Annotated in this window: 24 protein-coding genes and 2 pseudogenes; 14 read left to right on the top strand and 12 right to left on the bottom strand. The window is 60.8% G+C overall.

Annotated features, from left to right (window positions below; genetic code table 11):
* The first annotated feature begins 4 nt into the window (after positions 1-4).
* From P9236_RS11620 to P9236_RS11580, 9 genes are read left to right on the top strand one after another with little or no spacing between them, the layout of a single operon-like run.
* The gene (locus tag P9236_RS11620; protein WP_192385150.1) at positions 5-313 is read left to right on the top strand and encodes a TrbC/VirB2 family protein; all 309 of its coding nucleotides are present in this window, start codon (positions 5-7) and stop codon (positions 311-313) included.
* Positions 313-585 (top strand): VirB3 family type IV secretion system protein, encoded by a 273-nt coding sequence (locus P9236_RS11615; protein ID WP_192385151.1) that lies wholly within the window; start codon positions 313-315, stop codon positions 583-585. Before P9236_RS11620 ends, P9236_RS11615 begins: the two co-directional genes overlap by 1 nt.
* Complete coding sequence (gene trbE, locus P9236_RS11610) at positions 579-3,029, top strand: conjugal transfer protein TrbE (protein ID WP_278074758.1); 2,451 nt, start codon at positions 579-581, stop codon at positions 3,027-3,029. Before P9236_RS11615 ends, trbE begins: the two co-directional genes overlap by 7 nt.
* Entirely contained in the window at positions 3,026-3,751 is a 726-nt protein-coding gene (gene trbJ / locus P9236_RS11605; RefSeq protein ID WP_278074757.1) for a P-type conjugative transfer protein TrbJ, read from the top strand. Before trbE ends, trbJ begins: the two co-directional genes overlap by 4 nt.
* Before the next feature lie 36 nt (positions 3,752-3,787).
* Entirely contained in the window at positions 3,788-5,110 is a 1,323-nt protein-coding gene (gene trbL, locus P9236_RS11600) for a P-type conjugative transfer protein TrbL (RefSeq protein ID WP_278074756.1), read from the top strand.
* The gene (gene trbF, locus P9236_RS11595; RefSeq protein WP_278074755.1) at positions 5,111-5,842 is read left to right on the top strand and encodes a conjugal transfer protein TrbF; all 732 of its coding nucleotides are present in this window, start codon (positions 5,111-5,113) and stop codon (positions 5,840-5,842) included.
* Positions 5,832-6,860: a P-type conjugative transfer protein TrbG gene (gene trbG, locus P9236_RS11590; protein ID WP_278074754.1), complete on the top strand. Its 1,029-nt coding sequence runs from the start codon at positions 5,832-5,834 to the stop codon at positions 6,858-6,860. Before trbF ends, trbG begins: the two co-directional genes overlap by 11 nt.
* Positions 6,861-6,872: 12 nt before the next feature.
* Positions 6,873-8,087: a TrbI/VirB10 family protein gene (locus P9236_RS11585; RefSeq protein WP_278074753.1), complete on the top strand. Its 1,215-nt coding sequence runs from the start codon at positions 6,873-6,875 to the stop codon at positions 8,085-8,087.
* A 12-nt stretch (positions 8,088-8,099) separates the two neighbouring features.
* Positions 8,100-8,375, top strand: a complete 276-nt coding sequence (locus P9236_RS11580) for a DUF2274 domain-containing protein (RefSeq protein WP_278074752.1) — start codon at positions 8,100-8,102, stop codon at positions 8,373-8,375.
* Here P9236_RS11580 and P9236_RS11575 read toward each other — a convergent pair.
* A pseudogene (locus P9236_RS11575) lies at positions 8,355-8,628 on the bottom strand (MucR family transcriptional regulator); the annotation flags it as partial. The gene P9236_RS11580 and the pseudogene P9236_RS11575 overlap by 21 nt on opposite strands.
* 191 nt (positions 8,629-8,819) lie before the next feature.
* Between P9236_RS11575 and P9236_RS11570 the strand changes: the two are divergent.
* Positions 8,820-9,233, top strand: a complete 414-nt coding sequence (locus P9236_RS11570) for a KTSC domain-containing protein (protein ID WP_278074751.1) — start codon at positions 8,820-8,822, stop codon at positions 9,231-9,233.
* A 367-nt stretch (positions 9,234-9,600) separates the two neighbouring features.
* Here the strand turns inward: P9236_RS11570 and P9236_RS11565 are convergent, their stop codons facing one another.
* Together P9236_RS11565 and P9236_RS11560 are read right to left on the bottom strand one after the other, a co-directional pair.
* Positions 9,601-9,918, bottom strand: coding sequence for a YMGG-like glycine zipper-containing protein (locus P9236_RS11565; protein WP_278074750.1), 318 nt, complete (start codon positions 9,916-9,918; stop codon positions 9,601-9,603).
* Positions 9,919-10,160: 242 nt separating this feature from the next.
* Positions 10,161-10,361 (bottom strand): annotated as a pseudogene (locus P9236_RS11560) (type II toxin-antitoxin system HicB family antitoxin); the annotation flags it as partial.
* Positions 10,362-10,420: 59 nt separating this feature from the next.
* On the opposite strand from P9236_RS11560, the gene P9236_RS11555 reads away from it, so the two are divergent.
* Positions 10,421-11,983 (top strand): recombinase family protein, encoded by a 1,563-nt coding sequence (locus P9236_RS11555; protein WP_278074749.1) that lies wholly within the window; start codon positions 10,421-10,423, stop codon positions 11,981-11,983.
* Positions 11,980-12,804, top strand: a complete 825-nt coding sequence (locus tag P9236_RS11550; RefSeq protein ID WP_278074748.1) for a plasmid partitioning protein RepB C-terminal domain-containing protein — start codon at positions 11,980-11,982, stop codon at positions 12,802-12,804. The genes P9236_RS11555 and P9236_RS11550 overlap by 4 nt, the downstream gene beginning before the upstream one ends.
* A 533-nt stretch (positions 12,805-13,337) precedes the next feature.
* Here the strand turns inward: P9236_RS11550 and P9236_RS11545 are convergent.
* Together P9236_RS11545 and P9236_RS11540 are read right to left on the bottom strand one after the other, a co-directional pair.
* On the bottom strand, positions 13,338-13,589 hold the full coding sequence (locus P9236_RS11545; protein WP_278074747.1) for a hypothetical protein: 252 nt from the start codon (positions 13,587-13,589) through the stop codon (positions 13,338-13,340).
* Positions 13,590-13,874: 285 nt separating this feature from the next.
* On the bottom strand, positions 13,875-14,060 hold the full coding sequence (locus P9236_RS11540) for a DUF3606 domain-containing protein (RefSeq protein ID WP_278074746.1): 186 nt from the start codon (positions 14,058-14,060) through the stop codon (positions 13,875-13,877).
* A gap of 132 nt (positions 14,061-14,192) precedes the next feature.
* Here P9236_RS11540 and P9236_RS11535 point away from each other — a divergent pair, with 132 nt between their 5' ends.
* Complete coding sequence (locus P9236_RS11535) at positions 14,193-15,071, top strand: RNA ligase family protein (RefSeq protein ID WP_278074745.1); 879 nt, start codon at positions 14,193-14,195, stop codon at positions 15,069-15,071.
* Here P9236_RS11535 and P9236_RS11530 read toward each other — a convergent pair.
* The 5 genes from P9236_RS11530 to P9236_RS11505 all read right to left on the bottom strand — a co-directional run bounded on the left by P9236_RS11530 (position 15,068) and on the right by P9236_RS11505 (position 20,571).
* A complete protein-coding gene (locus P9236_RS11530) occupies positions 15,068-15,244 on the bottom strand; it encodes a hypothetical protein (RefSeq protein ID WP_278074744.1) in 177 nt (58 codons plus the stop codon). The two genes, P9236_RS11535 and P9236_RS11530, sit on opposite strands and share 4 nt — an antisense overlap.
* 235 nt (positions 15,245-15,479) lie before the next feature.
* Entirely contained in the window at positions 15,480-16,172 is a 693-nt protein-coding gene (locus P9236_RS11520) for an SOS response-associated peptidase (RefSeq protein ID WP_278074742.1), read from the bottom strand.
* A 9-nt stretch (positions 16,173-16,181) separates the two neighbouring features.
* Positions 16,182-16,559 (bottom strand): hypothetical protein, encoded by a 378-nt coding sequence (locus P9236_RS11515; protein ID WP_278074741.1) that lies wholly within the window; start codon positions 16,557-16,559, stop codon positions 16,182-16,184.
* Entirely contained in the window at positions 16,553-17,305 is a 753-nt protein-coding gene (locus P9236_RS11510) for a hypothetical protein (RefSeq protein WP_278074740.1), read from the bottom strand. The genes P9236_RS11515 and P9236_RS11510 overlap by 7 nt, the downstream gene beginning before the upstream one ends.
* Positions 17,306-19,131: 1,826 nt before the next feature.
* Positions 19,132-20,571 carry an FAD-binding oxidoreductase gene (locus P9236_RS11505; protein ID WP_278074739.1) on the bottom strand — a complete coding sequence of 480 codons (1,440 nt, stop codon included), beginning with the start codon at positions 20,569-20,571 and terminating at the stop codon, positions 19,132-19,134.
* An 880-nt stretch (positions 20,572-21,451) separates the two neighbouring features.
* Between P9236_RS11505 and P9236_RS11500 the strand changes: the two genes are divergently transcribed.
* Complete coding sequence (locus P9236_RS11500; RefSeq protein WP_278074738.1) at positions 21,452-21,739, top strand: hypothetical protein; 288 nt, start codon at positions 21,452-21,454, stop codon at positions 21,737-21,739.
* Between the two features lie 48 nt (positions 21,740-21,787).
* Here the strand turns inward: P9236_RS11500 and P9236_RS11495 are convergent, their stop codons facing one another.
* Together P9236_RS11495 and P9236_RS11490 are read right to left on the bottom strand one after the other, a co-directional pair.
* Positions 21,788-22,090 (bottom strand): hypothetical protein, encoded by a 303-nt coding sequence (locus tag P9236_RS11495; protein WP_278074737.1) that lies wholly within the window; start codon positions 22,088-22,090, stop codon positions 21,788-21,790.
* A 167-nt stretch (positions 22,091-22,257) separates the two neighbouring features.
* Positions 22,258-22,440: a hypothetical protein gene (locus P9236_RS11490; protein ID WP_278074736.1), complete on the bottom strand. Its 183-nt coding sequence runs from the start codon at positions 22,438-22,440 to the stop codon at positions 22,258-22,260.
* Positions 22,441-22,671 lie beyond the last annotated feature (231 nt).

Below are 22,671 nucleotides of genomic sequence, written 5' to 3'. Positions count from 1 at the left end.
CCTCATGCGTAAGAAGCTTCGCTTTCTTTCGTCCACCGCGCTCGCATTTCTTATCACGGCCCCAGCTTACGCGGCGGGCTCCGGCATGCCGTGGGAACAGCCGCTGCAGCAGATTCTGGAGTCGGTGCAGGGGCCGGTCGCCAAGATCGTCGCAGTGATCATCATCATCACCACCGGCTTGACGCTTGCCTTCGGGGACACTGCAGGCGGGTTTCGCCGGCTGATCCAGATCGTCTTCGGCCTATCGATCGCCTTTGCGGCATCGAGCTTCTTTCTCTCGTTCTTCTCGTTTGGCGGCGGGGCACTCGTCTGATGGTCGCGGGCGAGCAGCATATCGAGGGCTTCGAAGTTCCCGTCCACCGGGCACTGACCGAGCCGATCCTGCTCGGCGGTGCGCCGAGAGCGGTGGCGATCCTCAACGGTACGGTGGCCGCGGCAATCGGGCTTGGCTTGCAGCAGTGGATCGCCGGACTGGTGCTTTGGATCGCTGGCCACACACTCGCAGTCTTTGCCGCAAGACGCGATCCTGACTTCGCCGCCGTGCTTGTTCGTCATCTTCGTCTGAAGGGATGGCTTGCATGCTGAACCTTTCAGAATATCGCGGCAAGGCCGACCGGCTTGCCGATCATCTGCCTTGGGCAGCACTCGTCGCGCCTGGCATCGTGCTCAACAAAGACGGCAGCTTTCAGCGGACGTTGCGGTTCCGCGGTCCGGATCTCGAAAGCGCAACGGAAGCCGAGCTCGTCGGCATCTGCGCCCGGGCCAACAACGCGCTTAGACGCCTTGGCTCCGGCTGGGCACTCTTCTTCGAGGCGGAGCGCGTCGAAGCGCTTGGCTATCCGCAATCACGTTTTCCCGATGCCGCCTCATGGCTGGTCGACGAAGAACGGCGTGCGGCCTTCGAGGGCAAGGTTGCGCATTTTGAGAGTCGCTATCATCTGACCTTGCTGTTCATGCCGCCGCCGGACAGCCAGGCGCGGGCAGAAAGCGCGCTTGTCGACTCTCATCATTCGGACGGCGAGCGAGACTGGCGCCAGGAGCTGGCGCGGTTCGGTGACGAGACCGACCGTGTCCTGGATCTTCTGTCGGGCTTCATGCCTGAAGTGCGCGTGCTCGACGATGCCGAAACGCTGACTTATCTGCACGGCACAATTTCAACCCGCCGCTATTCCGTCGCCGTTCCAGAAACGCCGATCTATCTCGACGGCGTCCTGGTCGATGCTCCACTTACCGGCGGCTTGGAGCCGATGCTGGGTGAGCAGCATCTGCGTACCCTCACCATCCTTGGTTTTCCGAACCTCACCCGGCCCGGAATCCTCGACGCCCTCAATCATCAAGATTTCGCCTATCGCTGGATGACGCGCTTCATTCCGCTCGACAAGACGGAAGCCACAAAGACGCTGACGCGCTTGCGCCGGCAGTGGTTTGCCAAGCGCAAGTCGATCGTCGCGATCCTGCGCGAGGTTGTGACGAACGAGCCGGTGCCGCTCGTCGACAGCGACGCCGACAACAAGGCGCTCGATGCCGATGAAGCACTTCAGGCATTGGGCGGGGATCATGTCGGCTTCGGCTATCTCACCACGACCGTGACAGTATGGGACGAGGATCGCCAAGCCGCCGCGGAGAAACTTCGCTCTGTCGAGCGCATCGTCAACGGGCTCGGCTTCACCACGATCCGTGAGAGCGTCAACGCGGTGGAGGCATGGCTCGGCTCATTGCCCGGCCATGTCTATGCCAATGTTCGCCAGCCGCTCGTTCACACATTGAACCTCGCCCATCTCATGCCGCTGTCCTCGGTGTGGGCCGGCCCGGCGGAGAACGAACATCTGGCCAAAGTCACCCGCGCCGAAGCCCCGCCGCTTCTGTTCGCTGAAACCAGCGGGTCGACACCTTTCCGGCTTTCCACGCACGTCGACGATGTCGGTCACATGCTGATCGTTGGACCGACCGGCGCCGGCAAGTCTGTGCTGCTTGCGCTGATCGCCTTGCAGTTCCGGCGCTATGTCGGCGCGCAGGTCTACGTCTTCGACAAGGGCAAGTCGGCGCGCGCGGCGACACTCGCCATGGGTGGAGAGCACCACGCGCTCGGCGCGGACGGTGCGCTTGCCTTCCAGCCGCTGCGCAACATCGAGGATCAGGCGGCACGGGGTTGGGCGGCCGAATGGATCGCAGGTCTCATCGCCCATGAGAATGTCACCGTCACGCCGGAGGTGAAAGAGGCGATTTGGTCGGCACTCACCAGCCTAGCCACCGCGCCGGCCCAGGAACGCACGCTGACTGGTCTGTCGGTCCTGCTCCAGTCCAATGCGCTGAAATCCGCGTTGATGCCCTATACGCTCGACGGTCCCTTCGGCCGGCTGCTCGATGCCGATGACGATCGGCTGGCCTTGTCGGATGTGCAGTGCTTCGAGACCGAGGAACTGATGCACAGCCAGGGCGCTGTACTGCCGGTTCTCACCTATCTTTTCCATCGCCTCGAGGAGCGTTTCGACGGTCGGCCGACGCTGCTCATGCTCGACGAGGCTTGGGTCTATCTCGACAACCCGCTCTTTGCCGCCCGCATCCGCGAATGGCTGAAGGTCTTGCGCAAGAAAAACGTCTCGGTGATCTTCGCCACGCAGTCGCTTGCCGATATCGCGGGCTCTTCGATTGCATCGGCAATTATCGAGAGTTGCCCGCAACGCATTTTTCTTCCCAATGATCGTGCGGTGGAGCCGCAGGCGAGAGCGGCCTATGAGCGCTTCGGTCTCAATGAGCGGCAGATCGAACTGATCGCCCACGCCACGCCGAAGCGGCAATACTATTTGCAATCGCGCCGCGGCAACCGTCTGTTCGAGCTCGCGCTCGGTCCCATCACTCTGGCGCTTTGCGCCGCCTCCGATCCGGCCACGCAGACCCTGGTCGACAGTGTCCTGTCCGAGCACGGGCAGGACAGCTTTGCCTCTCATTTCCTGAATGCGCGCGGCCTCGACTGGGCCGCCGAGCTTCTCCAGCAATCCCCTCAACCAGATACGGAGCAATCGTCATGATGGGACGCCGCCTTTTCACCAGCCTCGTCACCGTTTCCCTGATCGCCAAACCGATGGCCGACGACGTTCGGCCGGCTTACGCCCTGATTGTGTTCGATCCATCAAACTATACGCAGAACGTGTTGTCGGCGGCACGCGCGTTGGAGCAGATCAACAACCAGATCCAGTCGCTTCAGAACCAGGCGACCATGCTTCAGAACATGGCGCGCAACCTTCAGAATCTGGATTTTTCTTCGGTCGGACAGCTCACCGGTTCGCTGCAACGCATCGATGGGTTGATGGAACAGGCAAGTGGCCTGAGCTTTAACCTCAATAAGCTTCAGAACCAATGGCGTCAGCAATATCCGGAAAGCTACGACGCTACGATCAAGGCCAGCGATGTGGCGAGTGCTGCGCGCGAACGCTGGCAGAGCGCAATGCAGGCGTTCCGTCAGACCATGGCGGTCCAGTCGCAGATCGTCGAGAATGTTCGCGGTGATGGCGATCTGCTTGCCGATCTCGTCAACCGCAGCCAAGGGGCGGCCGGTGCGCTCGAGGCAAGCCAGGCCACCAATCAACTGATCGCGCTTTCGACCAAACAGCAGATGCAAATCCAGACGCTGCTCGCGACACAGTTTCGGGCCGAGGCCGAGGACGCGGCGCGCAAGGCGCAGTCCGAGGAAGCCGCCCGCGAGACGACGAAGCGTTTCCTCGGCACCGGCACGGCCTATCCCGGCAACTGATCAGCAGTTCATAGCGACAACGAGGAAGGCGGCGACATGAATGACCTCGGCGTCATCGATCGCTTCATAGAGACTTTTACCCGCTATATCGACAGCGGGTTCGGTCTGCTTTCGGGCGACGTCGCCTTTCTCACCACCATCCTGATCGGCATCGACATCACGCTTGCCGGTCTCGCCTGGGCGCTCGGCGGCGAACCCAACAATTTCAGCCGGCTCATCCGCAAGGTGCTTTATGTCGGCGTCTTCGCCTTCATCCTGAACAACTTCAAGAATCTCGCCGATATCATCTATCGGTCCTTTACCGACCTAGGCATCGACGCGTCCTCCGGCAATCTCTCGGCCGACAATCTCCTGCATCCAGGCCGTATTGCCGCAACCGGCTTTGAAGGCGCCTGGCCGCTGCTCGATCAGGCGAGCCAGCTTCTCGGCTTCCCGGAAATCTTTGGCAACGCGCTCACCATCTTCGTACTGCTCGTGGCTTGGTTCCTGGTCATCATTGCCTTTTTCATTCTCTCCATCCAGCTCTTCATCACCATCCTCGAATTCAAGCTCACCACGCTGGCAGGCTTTACCCTGGTCCCCTTCGCGCTCTGGAACCGGTCAGCATTTCTGGCCGAGCGCGTGCTCGGCAACGTGATTTCCTCGGGCATCAAGGTAATGGTCCTTGCCGTCATTGTCGGCATCGGTTCCACGCTGTTTGGCGAATTCGCATCCGCGCTGCAAGGCAAGGAACCGGACTTGGCCGCGGCCATGTCACAGGTGCTGGGAGCACTGGCATTGCTCGGGCTCGGTATTTTTGGTCCCGGCATCGCTTCGGGTCTTGTCTCCGGCGCTCCGCAGCTTGGCCCAGGCGCCGCGCTCGGGACCGCGGCGGCAGCCGCGGGATCAGCGCTCGTTGCCGGAGGCGCGGCGTTTGCCGGTGCGCGCATGGCAACCGGCGGCGGTCTCGCTGCAGTCCGTGCCGGCACAACCATGGGATCGGCCGCTTCCACGGCGTGGCAGTTGGGACGGGTAACCTCGCCTGACTCCGGCCTGTCAGGTGTGGCTGCCGGAATGCAGGGGTTGGCAGGGGCCGTCGGCGGCGCCGCGATGCGCACAGCTCGATCTGCCACAGGAGCGTTCGGACGCAGTGCGGATGCCGGTCGCGAAGCCGCGTGGACTGCCACGGGCGGTGCACCAACTGCATCAATGAGCGGAAGCCCTGCCGGTGCCGGCCCCAATGTCGCGCCGACCTGGGCAAGGCGCCTGCGGTCCGAGCAGACAGCTCGCGCCCATCGCCACGCCGCCATGCAGGCCGTCCGTGACGGCGACAGGCCTGGAGGCAGCGCCAACCCCTCTCTCAACGACAAGGACGACTAGATGCTGTTCAAGCGACCCGTTCAACGTTACGGCAAGACACCCGAGCCGGTCACGCCGTATCAGATGGCCGGCCAACTCTGGGACGAGCGCATCGGCTCATCTCGGGTGCAGGCCAGAAACTGGCGGCTGATGGCTCTTGGCTGTCTGGCCTTGGCGACAGGACTCTCCGGCGGACTTTTTTGGCAGTCGATGCAAAGCCGTGTCGTGCCTTATGTTGTCGAGGTCGACCGGTTCGGCGAGGCCCGCGCCGTCGCGCCGGCAATCCGAGACTACGAACCCACCGATGCCCAGATCGCCTGGCATCTCGGCCGCTTCATCCAGAATGTCCGTTCGATCTCCACCGATCCGGTGCTGGTGCGGCAGAATTGGCTGGCGGCTTACGATTTCGCCACCGATCGCGCGGCGCTCTTTCTCAACGAATACGCCAAGGCGAACGACCCCTTCGGCCAGATCGGCACACGCAGCGTGTCGGTTCAGGTGACCAGCGTGGTCAGGGCTTCCGACAGTTCGTTCCAGGTCAAATGGACCGAGCAGGTCTTTGAGCGCGGCAGTCTGGCCAGCACGACGCGCTGGACCGCGATCCTCACCATCGTGATCCGCCCGCCAAGCAATACAGACCAGCTGCGCAACAATCCGCTCGGCGTCTTCGTCAACGCCATCGACTGGTCGCGCGAGCTCGACAGCGCAGCACCTGCATCCGTTTCCCCGAAGGAGCCCGCCAATGATAATTAAAGCCTCATCGCTCCGTACCGCGCTGGTCCTGTCCGCGTCAGCAGCCCTTGTCTCCGCCTGTGCTTCGAAACCGGTGCCGCCGCCTCAGATTTCCTATGACGATGCGGACTTCCAGCCGGCCTCAGTCGAGAAGCCGCCGGAGAAGCCGGTCAAGATTGTCGAAGTGCCAAAACCCTTGCCGTTACCCGGCCAGTTGCAACCCGATCCGGGCAAGGTCGCCGAGGACAAACGCTCTCCTGAAGAACGCGTCGCCGACGCCAACAAGGCGGCGACACAGCAACCGACCAAGTATGGCTATGTCAATGCGGTGCAGGTCTATCCCTTCACCGATGGCGCGCTCTATCAGCTCTATGCCGCGCCGGAGCGCGTCACCGATATCGCTCTACAGCCGGGGGAGAAACTGACGGCCGTGTCGGCCGGCGACACTGTGCGCTGGGTCATTGGCGACACCGTCAGCGGCACCGGTGACAATCAGCGCACCCATGTGTTGGTAAAACCCTTTGCGCCGGGGCTTATTACCAACCTTGTCATCACGACGGACCGGCGCACCTACCACCTGCAGCTCCAAAGCACCGAGAAGATCGCAATGGCGGCGATCTCCTGGACCTACAGCGAGGATCAGATCGTCGCGGTTCGCCAGCGCAACGCTCAAGCCGAGGAGACCATGCCGGTCGCGTCGAATGTGGCGCTCGAGAACATTCACTTCCGCTACGCGATTACCGGCGATACACCGCCCTGGAGACCGACGCGCGCTTTCGACGATGGCAGCAAAGTCTATATCGAATTCCCGCGCCGCATCGATCAGGGTGAGGCACCGCCGCTCTTTATCGTCGGTGCTGACGGGAACAACCAGCTCGTCAACTACCGGATGCGCGGCAACTTCTATATCGTCGATCGCCTGTTCGCCGCGGCAGAGCTTCGGTTAGGCACTAAGCAGCAGCAGGTGGTGCGCATCACGCGGGCAGACGGCCGACAACCATCGCCCCGTATGTCACACTTTCCGCGTCTTGGCAGGTGAGGGGGAGGGCTCATGACCGATACTCACCGCTCTAATACTTCGCCGAAGCTGGATCCTGAGCAACTGCAGCTGCGCGCTTCTCCGAGACGCGCCGTACGCTTCAGGGGCGGCGTGATTATTGCTATCGCCGCTGTTGGATCCAGCGCCATATTCGGCGTCGCCATGGTGGCACTTCGAGGGCCAGCTTGGCGCATCAACGGCCAGATGGAAGACCGCTATAACACCGAGCGCAAGCCAACCGCCGAAGGAATCGACGCGCTTCCCAAGGACTATTCTGGGGTTACGCCGAAGGCTCCGGTCCTTGGGCCACCACTGCCGGGCGACCTCGGCCGTCCCATCCTCGAGCGCCAGCGACAGCTCGGCATCGCGCCGGGACAGGATAACTCCGCCGAGGAGCAGCGCCTTGCCCAGCAGGCGATTTCGGCGCGTGAATCGCAAGTCCTCTTCCGCATCGATAATCGACCTACCCAGACAGATCTCGCTGGTAAGGGGCGAGGTGCCCAGCAGTCGTTTGAGCCGCTTCCACAGTCCGATGCGACACGCGGATCGCCTTCGGTTGCACCAGCCGAGGGCGACCAAAACAACCAACAGCGCAAACTCGATTTTATCGACCAAAAGGACGCGGGCGGGATCTACAATCCACACGCGCTGCAGACACCTGTTTCGCGATATCAGCTCATGGCCGGTAGCGTAATCGCCGCGAGCCTCATTACGGGTATCAACTCCGATTTGCCCGGCCTTGTCGTCGCACAGGTCACCGAGAATGTGCACGACACGGTCACCGGCAGCACCTTGCTCATTCCACAAGGGTCACGCCTGATCGGTACCTATGACAGCGTGGTCGCTTTTGGGCAAAAACGGGCACTGCTGGTCTGGCAACGCATTGTGATGCCGGACGGCTCGTCGATCAAAATCGACAATCTACCCGCGACAGACACTGCCGGCTATGCGGGGCTGGAGGACAAGGTGGATTTGCACACCTGGCAGCTGATCAAGGGAGTGGCGGTAGCTACGTTGCTGGGCGTCGGCACTGAGTTGAGTTTCGGGAGGAACGAAAGCGATCTGGTCAAGGCGATCCGGCAATCCACTCAGCAGAACGTCAGTCAAGCTGGCCAGCGCATCACGGACAAGAACCTCAATATTCAGCCCACCATCACGGTCCGCCCTGGTTGGCCGCTGCGGGTGATTTTGTACAGAGACGTCTTGCTCAGGCCATACACGGGTTGAAGAGGAATAATCATGGCCAGCCTAAAGCTAGGAAAGCTTCCCGACAGGACACCTTCGAAGATCACCATCACCGTTAGCGCGGCCTTGAGCCAAGCTCTCAACGACTACGCGGCGCTTTACCGCCAGACCTACGGCCAGTCGGAAACGGTGGCTGAACTCATCCCATTCATGCTGTCGGAGTTCCTCCAAAGCGACCGAGCTTTTGCCAAGGCCCGAAAGGAAGGTGTGCCTGGTGTCGCGTTTGAGAAACCGCGACGGCAATCAGCTTCAACAGCAGACAATGCGTAGCGCGGGATGTTCCGAGAAGGACAGGCTCTTGAACCTGGGCGCCGCCTTCAGCCTCTTTGATCGGCCGCCAAGTTTCGCGGTGGGCTTTTTGACCGGAGCGGCCTTCCTTCCCAACGATTTTGCCAGCGCTGAGCGGACAGCCCAATCGTCTGGGGCGACCATGGGATAATCCTTCGCCAACCCATTTCGCCCGGTGTTTATCGGGCGTCATTCCGCGCCGGGTTGCCAGATGGCGCTTAAGGGACTTGTATTTCCGAAGGGCCGCACGTTTTCCAGTGCGTTGAACGTAGCGCTTGAGGCAATCATCGCCGCATTTGCAAACTCGGAGAGCGACTGAAGGGACCCGGTGCTGCAGATGGCTACTTTCTTCTTCGCCTATTGCCGCGCATGCAACTCGGCGGCTAGCGCTTCAAGCGCTTCCATGTCGGGCGCGTAGTTGGCCGCATGCGCTGGGTACCGCTGCATCTGCTGGCGATAGAAGTTCAGCCACTTCGGCAAGTCAGCGATCGGAAATGTTCCTCGCCATATGTCTTTCTCGAGCGTGAAGGTGCCCGCCGCCGAATCGAAAGTCGCTACCGTCTTCATGGGCGCATTAAAGTGGTCTCGAAACAAAAGGCGCGGCCGATCGTTAGCGATCTGCAACGATGGTCCACCATGCCATCCACCTCGATTGAGAAAACCAAATACGATCCGACAAGCAGGATCTTGTCCGTCTGGTTCGTGGCCAGCGGCAAGCGTTACGATTTCGAGGAGGTGCCGCCGGAGACCTACGCGGCGTTACGGTCGGCGTTTGTCAAAGGTCGCTATTTCAACGACCATATTCGCAATCACTTCCGCTATCGCCAAGTTCCTGACTAGCTGTCCAGTTGAAGCGGCTCGTGTTCGTCCTGCTCGTGCCACATGTCTTTCAACCACTTGGCCGCACGTCTCATACCACAGAAGTTCGAATCTTCGTCAGCGGCCGGCTGGCGGTGCACCGTCACCTCTGGACGAGGGCCGAGCTTAGAAAGCTTCGTCATCCTCGAAGACGGTGCGTAGATTTCAGGCTGCGCGGCTTCGGTCGCATGTATCGGGTTTTCAGGGCGCCAGGGCTCGTCGTCAATTCGACCGCCACAAGCACCGCCGCCAACGCTTTCTACATCGAGTAGCGCACAAAAGAATGACATTTAGAGGGGAGAAGGGCGTCCCAGACCACCAGTCTCCCCTCCCGTCAAAAGGCTGGCGATCAGTAATCGCCGTTATAGTAGCGGTCGTCGCAGGGCGCGGTGTAAATCCGGCCGTAGCGGTCCTGGTAGCGGCAGAGCTGCTCGCCGCGGCGCTTCGGAGTGGTCGCGCTGCCGACGACGGCGCCGAGCAGCGCGCCGCTCGCAGCGCCGATCACCGTACTCTTGGTGTTGCCGCCGATGGCCTGGCCGACCAGCGCGCCGCCGGCGCCGCCGATCAGCGCGCCCGTGGTGGCCCTCTGCTGACCCTCGGTTTGTGTCTCGCATCCGGCAAGGGCTGCGGTCATCAGCACCGCCACGAAAACCTTCTTGATCATCATCTCCAGAACTCCTTTGAAGCCCCAAAGACCAAAAGAAACAGGGGCGTACCCGGCCGCAGTGGTCTCGCATTGCGGCGGAACGGCGGCAAAGCCCGCTCACGAAGTGAGTCATGGTTTCCCGGCTGTTGAAGAGCATGGTCGCCAAAACGGAAAGACGGCGCTTACCCGAGGAACGATTGCCCGGCCTGCTTCACTCTTAGCGGGACCAAGATCGGGACCACTGAACACTGTTCTCCAGCCGTCACCGTGCTGAGCGATGAAGGCTCGGGAATTGTTTCCCCATCCTCAACAAGGCCCTCGACATGGAACGCCAGCGCCTGCGCAGCGAGCTCACGCACCTCGCCCAGGCTTGCACCGGCAGTGACGACGCCCGGAAAGTCGGGAAAAGACACTCCAAAGTCGCTGTCGCCGTCTCTATGAACTAGCCCGACGTAGTGCCGCATACCCTTTTCCTCTGTGCGCTTGGCGCTAGTTTGAGACATCGATAAGACGACGGAAAGCGATGGACAAGGTTGCATCGGTTCGCAGTGCTCCCTCGGGCAGGCGCATGGTGCGCGCAGCCCAGTATCTGCGCATGTCGACCGAGCACCAGACTTACTCGACCGACAACCAGAAGGATGCCATCCGCGACTATGCCGATATCATGGGCTACGACATCGTCGCCACCTATGAGGACGTCGGTCGCAGTGGTCTAAAGCTGGGAGGGCGTCCGGGCCTTCAGCAGTTGCTGGCCGATGTCGAGAGCGGGACAGCCGATTTCGAGACGGTCGTTGTATATGATGTCAGCCGCTGGGGACGCTTCCAGAATATCGATGAGAGCGCCGCTTATGAGTACCGGTGCCAGATGGCCGGGGTGCGGATCGAATTTTGCGCCGAGCAGTTTGCAAACGACGGAAGCATCGGATCCGATGTGCTCAAGGCTATCAAGCGCAGCATGGCGGCCGAGCATAGCCGCATGCTGTCGCAGAAAGTGTTCCTGGGTCAGGTAAGGCTGATCCGGATGGGATTTCGCCAAGGCGCAAAGGCTGGGCTCGGCCTGCGACGCTTACTTGTCGACCAACAGGGGCACCCAAAAGGCATTCTTTCATCCCACGAATACAAGAGCCTGCAGACGGATCGAATCGTTCTGGTGCCCGGCCCGCCCGGCGAGATCGCAACCGTGCGATGGATCTTCGATCACTTTGTCAAAACACGAAAGACAGAGCTTCAGATCGCAAGACTGCTCAACAAGCGCAGCGTGCTGACCGACCGCGGGCGCCCATGGACACGGGAGTCTATGCACTCGCTGCTGACCAACGAAAACTACATCGGCAACAGCGTTTGGAACAGGAGCTCGACCAGGCTCAAAGGCTGTCATGTCAGCAATCCCCCGGAACAGTGGGTGCGGGCGGAAAACGTCTTGGAGCCGATCGTGGACCGCAAGGTGTTCAGCCAAGCGCAGGCTATCCTCAAGACCATCTATCGCCACATGACAAACGAGGAGATGTTGGCCGCCCTCAAGGCGCTCCTGGCCCGTCGCGGCGCCTTGTCCGCCTCGATTGTCGACGCCGCACCCGATTGCCCGCCGTCCACGCGCTATCACTCGCGTTTCGGAAGCATCGTCAAAGCCTATGAACTGATCGGATACCAGCCACCCAAGAGTTGCCGCTTCATCCATGTGAACCGGCGCCTGGAAACGATGAGGCAGGGGGCGATCCAGGATCTGATGGCGGCGTTTGAAAAGTGTGGCGCGTTTGCGACCTATGATACGGAGACGGACCTGTTGCGGATCAACCATGAGATCACTGTGGCGATCGCGGTAGGACGCTGCAGGGTTTCCGGCCTTGGCTATCCGCGCTGGTTCTCGAGGGCTGATCATCAGCCAACGCCGGACATTTTTGTCCTGATCCGGATGAATCCCGGCGACCTCACCATTCGAGACTACCTGATTGCTCCCGCATGTGAGATCGCTGGCAAACGGGAATTGCATGCTGACAACGGGGCGCGGCTGGATTCATATCTCTTTCCCACGCTCGAGCCGCTTGTTGCGTTGGCGGAGCGGGTATCCGTCGAGGGCGCACTATGAACGTTAAGCGCCTGAGCCGGGAAGCCGCCTACGAGGCGCTCCTGCACAGTGACCGCAGAAACGCGAGGCGTTTTGCCCTCGACCAGCAAGCGCCAAGGATGCGTCGTTTCGGCCCCAGGCTCCTCAAGACCTATGTCGCGGAATGCAAACGAAAGCGTGCCTTCATAGAAGAATCAGAAGAACTGGAAAAACGCCTGGAATGTATCGCCGCGGCGGTTCTTTTGATTACGGGCGACTGGCAGTTCCGCGCCCTACTTGCATCCGAGGGCCTTGCGACGATGCCAAAATCATTGGCACAGAGGGTTCAAGGCTTGCCGCCCGCACAACGCTCGCCTCAGCCCGCCTCTGTACCGAGCGCCCCCCTGCTCCCCGCCGGCGAGGTTTGCCCGGAAGTCCGGAATCTGCTGCGGGACTGCACTGGACCGGCAAAGCTTTTCGCCTTGCTGGGGCTGGTCGTTCCGGTCAGGCAAGTGGAGATTGCCCGGCTGATGATTGCCATGAAGCGGGTCAGGTTCAACTACGTGAAAATGCTCGTCGCTCTTACGCCACGGTCCCTTCTGGCCAAGGATGCCGATCCGCGAAAGGAGATTGCCGGCCTTTCCGAAGATCAAATGGCAGAGATGGAGCCCGAGTTGGCCAAGCTTTGCTTGGCGTATCTAAGCGCCGTGGAACGACGCGGGCCAGCGAGCCTGGAGCTGGTCGCGGCCAGCCGCTATTTTGACCGGTTGATGGATAGTTCCAAGGTTGTGCGTTATTTGGCCCATAATTTTCCCGGCCATTTTGAAGAGTTTCACAGCTTGTCCGTACCCGTCCTGGAATAAGTGGAATCATCCATTTGCTATCAATATCAGCTTTAGATGGATTGCCGCTTCGGCGAGGTGGGCCGGCGGAATGTCCGATTTTCGTCCTCGTGTCTCCAAGCAGAGCGACCGATTTCGCCCCATCCCGGTCGTTGAGTTATGGGGAATACACGTTCGCGCGGGGCAGACTGCGTGGGACTGGGAAATGTTTTCCCGGCCTGTTGAGCAGGGCTGCGGCCAGCGTCGAGTAGGTTGTCGCTCGGGGTGGAAGACATGTCTGAGCGGACATGCCGCCGAGACCATCGGCGGGCAGAAGGGGAAGACTAGTTAGCGCCGTGCCCACAACTACGGCAAAAAGTTTGCAGTATCTCGGCACGTCTTCATCTGTTACTTTGACTATTTATAGAGTCTCTGGGAACTGATCTTGGTTGATCGCCTTCACTATACGCCAATCCGATGGGCATGCCTGTTGCGAAAATCGCGCACTATTTGATCGAACGACTGGCCCCGACCTCCGGACCGCGTATTTTCGTTGCGACAGCTATGGCCATGCCCTATGGCTCGAGCAAAGCGCCGCCGTATTGCGCCCAAAGGTGTTCGCAGTCCCAGATCCTCAAGCTTGGCGTTCCTGGTTCCCCGTACAGGACCATCGCACCGCGAACGTCGTAACCAAGCACCGACGCATTGGCGACAAATTGGATGGCGCGCCCTAGGCTGATAGCGCAGATCCGGGTTTCAATTTTGCTGGCGAGGTCGATCACTCCGAAGATTTCCGCGTCGGCGCCTCTGCCGGCCAAAACAGCCATGGAGATCGCATCGTCCCGAGCTAGCAACATCGCGAGAGTCCCTCAAAGCGGCGCTTTCTAACTTCGATGTGCGAAATTGGTTCCGCGTGCCCGAAAGAATCTGAGATCAACCATCCAGTTCAAGCGGCTCATGGTCCGGCCGCTCATGCCAAATGACCTGGCGGAGATCGCGCCGGTCGACCGGCTGGCCGCATTTCCTGCAATCGTAGAAATGCTCCTGCTCGCGGGGAGGGTCGCCCCCGTGTCGTCGCCCGAGGATGGGTGGCCCAAGGTCCGAAAGCTTCGTCACCCGCGCAACTTCCTAGCCTCGCGCTCGAGCGTCTTGCGGTCGTTGCCGTGCTCGCCGATCAGTTCCCGAACTTGCTCGGGCGTGATCCGGTGCTGCTTGGCGAAATACCTCACCTCGTAGTCCTCATCTGCCGACACGCGGTCGCGGTCGCGGAAATCACGTTTGCTCTTGTCGTCCGTCATGGCGCTGTTCCTCCTGGCAGGGAAACCCATCACCGGGCATGAACGTTCCAATCTGCTTTTTCAGCAATCGCTAACGGAACGCCTGCGGCTGTGCGATATTTGAATCAAATTCGAGTATCGCGTGGGGTTTCGATGCGTAAGCCCGCCGGCGGCGTCCGGTTATCCTTCATTCGTCCGATGGAGCCCGATCTGGTCGAGCAGCCGCCCAAGGGCGAGGGATGGAGCCACGAGGTCAAATTCGACGGCTACCGCACTCAACTCATCAAGGATGCTGACGGCATCCGCCTCTACACAAAGACCGGGATCGATTGGACTGCCAAATACCGGCCGCTCGCGGAGGAGGCCAGCGCGCTCGGGGCGAAGAGCTTCATCATCGAGGGCGAGGTGATCGTAACCAACGAAGCTGGGCTGTCCGACTTTCACGCTCTGCGCTCGGCGATCACCAGGCACCCGCAGGATCTGTATCTGGTCGCTTTCGATCTCCTGCACCTCAACGGTCACGATCTGCGCGACATGGCATTGAAGGACCGGTGCGAAATTCTGCAGGCGCTCATTCCCGGTGGCGGCCACATCCAATTGAGTGAGGCACTGCCAGGCACGGGCGATGCCGTCTACCACCTCGCATGCGAAACCGGCCTGGAGGGCATCGTTTCGAAGCGGCTGGACAGCGTCTACCGCAGTGGGGCGACGATGAACTGGCGCAAGGTGAAGTGCTACGCGGAGAAGGAAATGGACATCATTGGCGTGAAGCGGGAGACGGGCAAGCCGGCGATGGTGCTGATGGCCGACAAGGGGCGCTACATGGGCGGCGCCTTCGTCACGTTCAAAGCCGACAAACGTCAGGCACTGTGGGACCGCGTGCAGGGTAGGGCCGGCGCGCCAGCACCGACGGGCTTGGCGAAGGAAAAAGCCGAATGGCTGAAACCCGGCTTGGTCGGGCGGGTGAAGTTCCTGAAGGGCGAGGACAAGCTTCGCCACGCCGCGCTGAAGGATTTCTGGGAGCGGGATTAACGGCTGGCGCGCAGCATCGCCCTGGCAATGGCCAAATCTGCCTCAACCTTGGCGTTTTCCTTCTGGGTCATGTTGTCGGCGGCGATCAGGCGCCGCAGGGCGCGAATAACTTCGCCGCGCTGCCAGCCCGCATCCAACATGCAATCAACAATGGCTTGGAACCCCGGCTCCATTGCTTCCTGACAGTCAATCTCGCGGTCCGGGTAGGCACTGGCGCGCCTAGGAGGGCTTATCATAGGAATTTCTCTCCCTCGCCGCGGTGTTCAAAGCAAAACCAGTGCGACGGCTGGCGCGGTCGGGCAAAACCCCAGCCGGCATCCTTACCGCATCCAGCGTGCTCGCAGGCATGCCCGAGAGGGCCATGCTCGCGCGGCTGGATCGGTTCGCCCGGTCGCGTCGGTTCATCGCTCATAGCAGCTTGATCGGTTCGATGAGTCCGGCATGGTCATTCGGCTTCTTGTCGATGGCCGCAGTGTTCACCTCTCGGCCGACACGGTAGAATTGGAGCTGGCCGTCGATGTCGTGGCTCAGAATGTCCTTCAGGTCGCCGGCCGGTGTCTTTGGGTCAAGCCAGGCATCATAATAGGCGGGGTCGACCATGAGCGGCTGCCGATCGTGGATCTGGTTGACGGGCGCCGCCGACGGCTCCGTGATGATCGTGCAGCTTGTGATGTCGAGGCTTGAATTATAGGCCCACAGGCCGGCGAACGAGAAAGGTGCATGGCCAGGCTGGAAGATGTGCCATGGGTCCTTGCCGCCATCGGCTGGGCTCTTGGTCCATTCATAGTAGCCATCGGCCGGAATGAGGCAGCGCTTCGATTTGAAGGCGTCCCGGAATGCCGGTGTCGTGTCGACCGTCTCGATCTTGGCATTGAACATCGTCGCCTTGGGCATTTCCTTTGCCCAGAACGGCACCAGCCACCACCGCCCGATGCGGACCTTATGATTGCCGTCGTCGGCCGCCGTCACGAAAGGCACCTCATCGGTTGGCGCGATGTTGTAGCGCGGCGCGTCATTGCGGCCGACGTCGGCCGTCGCCGTCAACCTGTAGAGGCGATGGATTTCAGACCACGGCAGATATCTGGTGTAGCGTCCGCACATGCCTCGACCTCAGTTCCGCAGGGCCTCGGGCACGCTGAGCGGCCCGAGTTCCAGAATTCGCTGATACACACCCTGGCGACGCCAGATGCCGCGTGCACGCCCGTTTTCCCTGTCACGCTTCGGATCGAACACGACACCGCCGAAGTGGTCAAGGAAAGCCGCGGCCTCGCGATCGGCGAAGCAATGCAGCCGCCATTGTTCCTGCTTGCCGCCCTGCCAAACCGCGATCACCGCTCTTGTCCTGCATGTCAGCCCTCGCTCCTGCAGGAATCGCCTGATCAGCGAGAAGTTGCGATCGGTGCAGATGTCGTCGGGCAGGGCAACCTGATGTGGCATGTCACGGTCGATGATCGAAGGGGGCGGAATGCCACGGCTTCGCCTCACCATGCCGGCGGCAGAAAACTATCAGCTTGAAGGCGCATGGCCGCCAGCGTGAGGGCAATCGCGGTATTGGCTGGCGACTTCTCCATATGCAGATAGCCATCAGCACAACGCCACGCGGCGACGCTCAAGTCATCGTCGTCATCTTCGTCGCGGTCCAGTTGGATAATGCGGGCATCACAAGGATCCTGGTCGACCTCGATCTTCCAGCCCTGAAGGGATTTCTCGGTGATGGCCGCAACCTCAGCCAGGTTGCTCGTGAGATACGGAAGGCCCAAAGCAGCGGCCTCTTTGGGCGTCCCCGGCTCATTGACCCAACCCATGACATAGCAGATGTCGATGTCGAGCTGCCGGTCAGGACCGGTGGCTGTTTCGAGGCGCTGAATGATCTCCCGGTAGCGCCGCTGCCTGTCCGGCCAAGTCGCCAGATTGGCCATCTTCACCCTCGGCTCGACCGCGCCGATTCCCAAAACTCCATGGGCTCGGACGACCTTATCCGCGGGCCATCCAGCACAACATGCTTCGCAAGCGGCCCGCTCGGCTTTCAACCAAACACTGGCCGCCGCATCCTGATCCTCAGTTGGTTCCGCGTCTTCAGGAAAACCCTTCATATCCCACAGTTCAACCGCGAACATGCCGCTCGCCGCGTCTTCGTAGGAAATTCCAGAGTCCTCAAAAACCGCCTCCGCAGCGGCTACCCCGCGGGCAAGTTCTTCAAACGTTGCGTTCTCGATCACCAGTCGAAGTGGCATTTCCGCCTCCTGTGGCTATCCTGCCATCAGTGAACAAAAAGAGAACGCAGGAGTCAAGAGACCTCTTGACGACACAGGAATATGTTCCTCACTTCAAGGAATGCCGGAACAACCCGAAAAGTGGCCGAGAGGCGTCGCCTGGACCCTGACGCATGCCCATGATGCCGGGCAAGTGGCGGGCATCCGCTGCGCCCGCTGCAACATCACGCGCTACTACAAGCCGCTCGAGCGCGGGAGGTGATCGGCAACGTTACGATCGATGAGGTGCGGGACAAGGTGCGCTGCCAGCAGTGCGGCAGCCGGGAGTGGATGAGCGCGCAGCTATTCCACCCGACAGGAGAGCAGTCGCACACGATCCGCCTCCGGCGCCTGGTGGAGATCAGATGGGAGAAGCGGGTGGTCTGGCGAGATGAATAGGTGAACTGCGGGAGCGGCCCGGCGCACTGGCGGGTAGGCCAGCACGAGCCGGGCCTAACCGGCGGGGGCTCGGAAACAAACACGGCACCGGCTGATGATAAATATACGCTCCTGCCGCAATGAACGGCACGCATCTATAAGGCGGATCCAAGAGTAGCCGCACGCGCCGCTGCGGAACACCGGTCTCTAATTCCCGCGTGGTCTGGATCTTGGTCCTGGCAAGCTTTCACACGGATTTGCAGCCAGTCTGGCGGTTCGCGGGTCCCTTAGCCACAGAGACTTCTTTTTTCTTTCCAGTATATGATTGCGATCGAAATCGACGGCCGCTTGGCCTTTCGTCGCGGCGATCACATAGTCGGCTCTGTTCGTTCGATAGTCTTCTTGGACAGACATTCGCTTTCCTCCCGGTCCGCGGCCTTCCCTCCATAGGCCCGGACCGAGACACTAGCTGCCGATGCATCGCAGGAGTCTACAAATTGAGGATTGTATTAAAATGATACACTTACCTCCGCGCCCATCGGAGCTTCTAGGACCGCTGCGGCTCTGTGTTATCGTGGAGAACGCTTTTTACTCCTGCTCTTCGCCAGCTTGGTCCCAGGCTTGCGGCCAAGGCCCATCGACTTCGCCAGTGTCGACCGCTGCGCTGCTTAATTCGGCGCCACTTGGCGGCGTGTCCGGCGTCGTCCAAGGCGATGCTGTAAATGACGGTCGCACCCTACGAGCCCGGTTACGTTGCCCCCACTCCAGACATTGGGGGGCGGCAATATTTACAACGGGACTGATGGAGGTGGCGGCGTCGATACTGGTTCGGGCACCATATACAACAGTCCAAACTAGGCTGATGGCGGGCCCAAGGCGTTAGAGATGTAGCCACTTGGCCGCCCAGTTTTCCTAAGCGAAATAAACGCAAAATGCCGTCAACCTCGGAGCCTTTGTCCCGCTGAAATTGCTGAAATATAAAGCCGGGGAGTGGAACAGCCCACTCCCCAGCCTTAGAGAATGTCGCCAAATTTGGACAGCACTTCGCTCGTTGGAGCCGAGTGGCAATCCCGAGCTATTTGCTGCAGACCGCGCCTGTCTGGGCTTCAAGAGCTCGCTCTCGCTGACAGAGCAACCTTCTCCGGCCGCCTCGGGATAGATCGTTCTGTAGATCGGAACGCGGGCCCCATTTCATGATCAGCAGCTTCGCGCCCCGATCTCGGCCGTACAGATCAGCGTTGCCGTTCCCTGAAGCTGCCGTAGCAGGCTAGCGGGTGCAGAGGTCGTGCCGGTACCAGGTGAGGACGTACGATCCGGTTGTCGCAGCGAAAGCTACCGCCTGTGTTTCTGAATCCTGCTGATGCGAGATCAAGCCATGTCAAACCGTCAGGGACGATGCGACTGAGCGCGCCGTCCCTGGAGCTTGATGTCTAGGCCGCCCGCAGGCCCACCATCGGACGCAGGTTCTGGTTCATGCGGAACAGGTTTTGCGGGTCATAGCGCTGCTTGATGTCCAGCAGCCGCCGATAGTTGCCGCCATAGGCCGCTTCGACCCGGTCGACCTCGTCCTCTGGCATGAAGTTCACATAAGCCGTGCCAGCGGCGTAGGGTCGTGCTTGCTCGTAGATACTGCGAGCCCAGTCGATGCACGCCTGGTCCATTGCCGGTTCGCGCCAGCGGGCATGGACGTTCATGACGAAATGCGAGCTGCGCTGCGGAAACGCGGTGGCGTCCGCCGTGACCCGGCCCGCCGCCCCACCGACATGGCCGAAGAATATTTCGCATTCCGGACCCGGAAGCCTGTCAATCGCCGCCGTGGTGACCTCGATCGCGCTGTCGGAGAGCTCGGTGAAGTCGTGGCTCTTCCAGTAGTTGCGGGCGCCCGGCGCAAGCAGCGGGTCGAAGGCTTGCTGCCAGCCGGTGAACGGATTGGAACCGACGACGTCGGCGATCGGCGTGCCGATGGCGCGAAGCCCCTGCGTCGCCTTTTCGCCGGCCAGGGTATCGCCGCAATAGCACATAGCCAGCACCAGCACTTCCTTGCCGTGCCATTCGGCCGACAGGAAGGGAAGCGGCGGCGCCTGCCGCATGACCACCCAGCAAGTCAGTTCGTCGGGGGCCGCTTCCAGCGCCTCACGATACTCCCGCAGCACCTTCCGCGCATCGGCGAAAGGATGGACGACAAGCCCCGACAGCACTTGCGGCCCGAACTGATGGAGTTGGAACTCGAATGCCGTGACGACGCCGAAATTGCCGCCGCCGCCGCGCAGCGCCCAGAACAGGTCGGGGTTCTCGCTCTGGCTGGCGCGCAGCAACTTGCCGTCGGCGGTGACCACGTCGGCGGAAACCAGATTGTCGATCGTCAGCCCGAATTTGCGGGTGATCCAGCCGAAGCCGCCACCCAGCGTCAGGCCGGCAATACCCGTGGTCGAGTTGATGCCGGTCGGCAGGGCCAATCCGAAGGCCTGTGTTTCCCTGTCGACATCGACGAGCGTGGCGCCGGGTCCGACCCAGGCCCGCCGTGCCGCGACATCGACCCGCACCGACTTCATCGGCGACAGGTCGATCATCAGGCCGCTATCGCAGACGGCGCTGCCGGCGATGTTGTGGCCACCGCCACGCACGGAGACGAGGAGCTTGTTTTCCCGTGCGAAGTTCACGGCGGCAATGACATCCGAGGCGCCGACGCAGCAAACGATCAGCGCAGGCCGCCGGTCGATCATGCTATTCCAGATGCTGCGTATGTCGTCGTAGGCGGCGTCGCCTTCCCGCAGCACCGTGCCACGTATTTGTGCCGAAAAGGCTTCAAGCGTTGCGGCCTCGACGGTCGTCGTGCCACCTTCAAGGGTGGCAAAGCTCATGGCATTCATGATTTCCTCCCGATCTTGTTGGTGAGCCTCTCTCCTGAATTTAGTGTGCGCTTATGTTAGACATCAGGCAAGTTTTCGGAGATCGTGAGAAGAAGGAACCGGGGCCGGTAGACGCCACTGCCAAAGGCGACGGCGTTTTCACACGCGTAGGAAGCTGGCCGGTGGAGCTGAGCTCCGCTCTCCTTTCTCGGCAACCGCAAGCTGCCGATCCGCTTACGGCCCCAAACCAGCCGCGCTCATACCGTCATGGTCCATACATGCGCCCTTCGACCTCCTTTGTGGAAAGAAGCCGCTCGCGCTAAATACTATTCTTCTCCTGTTCCCTAGGTTCGCCAGACCACACGAGAGAATACGAAGGATATGCGTTGGCTAACCATCCGCTAAGCCATTGATTTTCTTTGGAGTCAGCGGCATACTGCACGTCGCGCCCAGCAGTTCGGCGGGTGGTTCGCTTCGCCACGCGATCCGCGAGGGCGGGCGTACCGACCACGTGATCAGTTTTCGCGACGATCTCAGCTGCGGCCCAATTTGCCGGAAGAGCGGTGCGCGAGCGGCTCTGGCAGTGCGTTCAAGAGCATGCCGGGCCGGCGCCGAAGGGGATGGGCGGCCGGCGACGCAATGGGTCAAACCGGGGCTGATCGGCCGCGTGAAGCATCTGCGCGGCGAGGAGGACTTGCGCCACGCCTCGCTGCATGATTTTCGGGAAGATGGAATCCAGGAGAGATCCACGTCAGGCGCCCTGGCGAAAAGCGATGACAAAGCGCGGATGAAATCGGAGAGGAAGTGGGGAGCGACGGCGAGGGTCGATTGCATCGATATAGGAACCGGATGCGGACACTCGGGTTATGAATTGGAAGGGACCGCCCATTAGGAGATGATGATGACCCGGCTTTTATTCGCAGCAGCCATGATGGCCCTGTCTACCGGTCTTGCCTTCGGGCAAACGAATAGCACCACTTCCAGTGGTTCTTCCACAACAAGCACTACAATGCCGAGCGACCAGAACACGGACACGACAACGACCAAGTCGACCAATCCCAACTCGGCCAAGGATTGCGCCCCTGGACAACAGACCGGCAGCGCGAAACAGGCAGCGCCCGGGCAACAAGATACCGACGCCAAAGCCGCTGCGCCGGGCCAGATGAAAACGACAACCGAAGGCTGCTAGATTCAGAAAGTGGACCTTGGCCCGCTGGCTCGACCAGCGGGCCATTCTTTAGGCCTTGTCCACCAGCGGGGCCTTCCGCTTCGGTGGCACATAGGATGTCACTAGCCTGAGGGTATCCATGTTCACCGTCACAGGAACACCCAGGTTCACAGTCACCCAATCCCCTTCGATATGCGTGACGTCGCCTGTCAATTCTATGTGCTGGCCTTTCTTCACCGTCGATGTCCGGTCGACGACCGAGTGCGGAAACCCATAAGACGGGATCGAGACGCTGACGCGATCCTCAGTCACACGTCGGCGCACCGTCGCTGTGATGGCGACTTCATCGCCGACCTTGATGCCTTTCGCCATGGGTGAGAGTCTGGCGCGGCTGGCGGCTTCGTCAAGCACTCGCTAATATGAACCGGTCTGAGTTTGAAATCTGGCAGCGCCCAAACGGAAAACCCGTCGCAGCTAATGAGCGTAAGCGACGGGCTTTCGGTTGTCACTGAGGCGGCTACAGTCCTGTGATCGACCACCTAACGGTTAATTCGAAAGCGGCGGAATCGTTCCGCGCCTCCTTGGATGGCTCGCTCAAGGAATTGTTTGGCGCATTCCTCCCAATCGATAGGTGTTTGCTCCTGCTCGCGAACAGACTTCTTGAAAGCCTCGCGCAGCTCGTCAAGGTCGAATGCCGAAAGCCGTTTTGCCTTGCTCGTCATAACGGGGTTCATACGGCCCAAAGTCCTAAGCCTTCAAGAAAGCGGGCCTGACTTCTTTTGGGTGTATCTCGATGTGTAAGGTGTGCGGGGGGCGGCCCGGCACCTGGGCGGGGTAGGCCAGAACGGTGCCGGCCTAACCGGTGGGGTCCGGGGGACGGGCACCGGCTGAGGACGTTTCATTGCTAATATACGATACGTGCGAATGAAGATCCGGCTATTAGCTCCTGGGAC

This window comes from Mesorhizobium sp. WSM4884 (genome assembly GCF_029625675.1).
Classification (GTDB): domain Bacteria; phylum Pseudomonadota; class Alphaproteobacteria; order Rhizobiales; family Rhizobiaceae; genus Mesorhizobium.
This window is presented reverse-complemented; position numbering and strand designations above follow the sequence as displayed.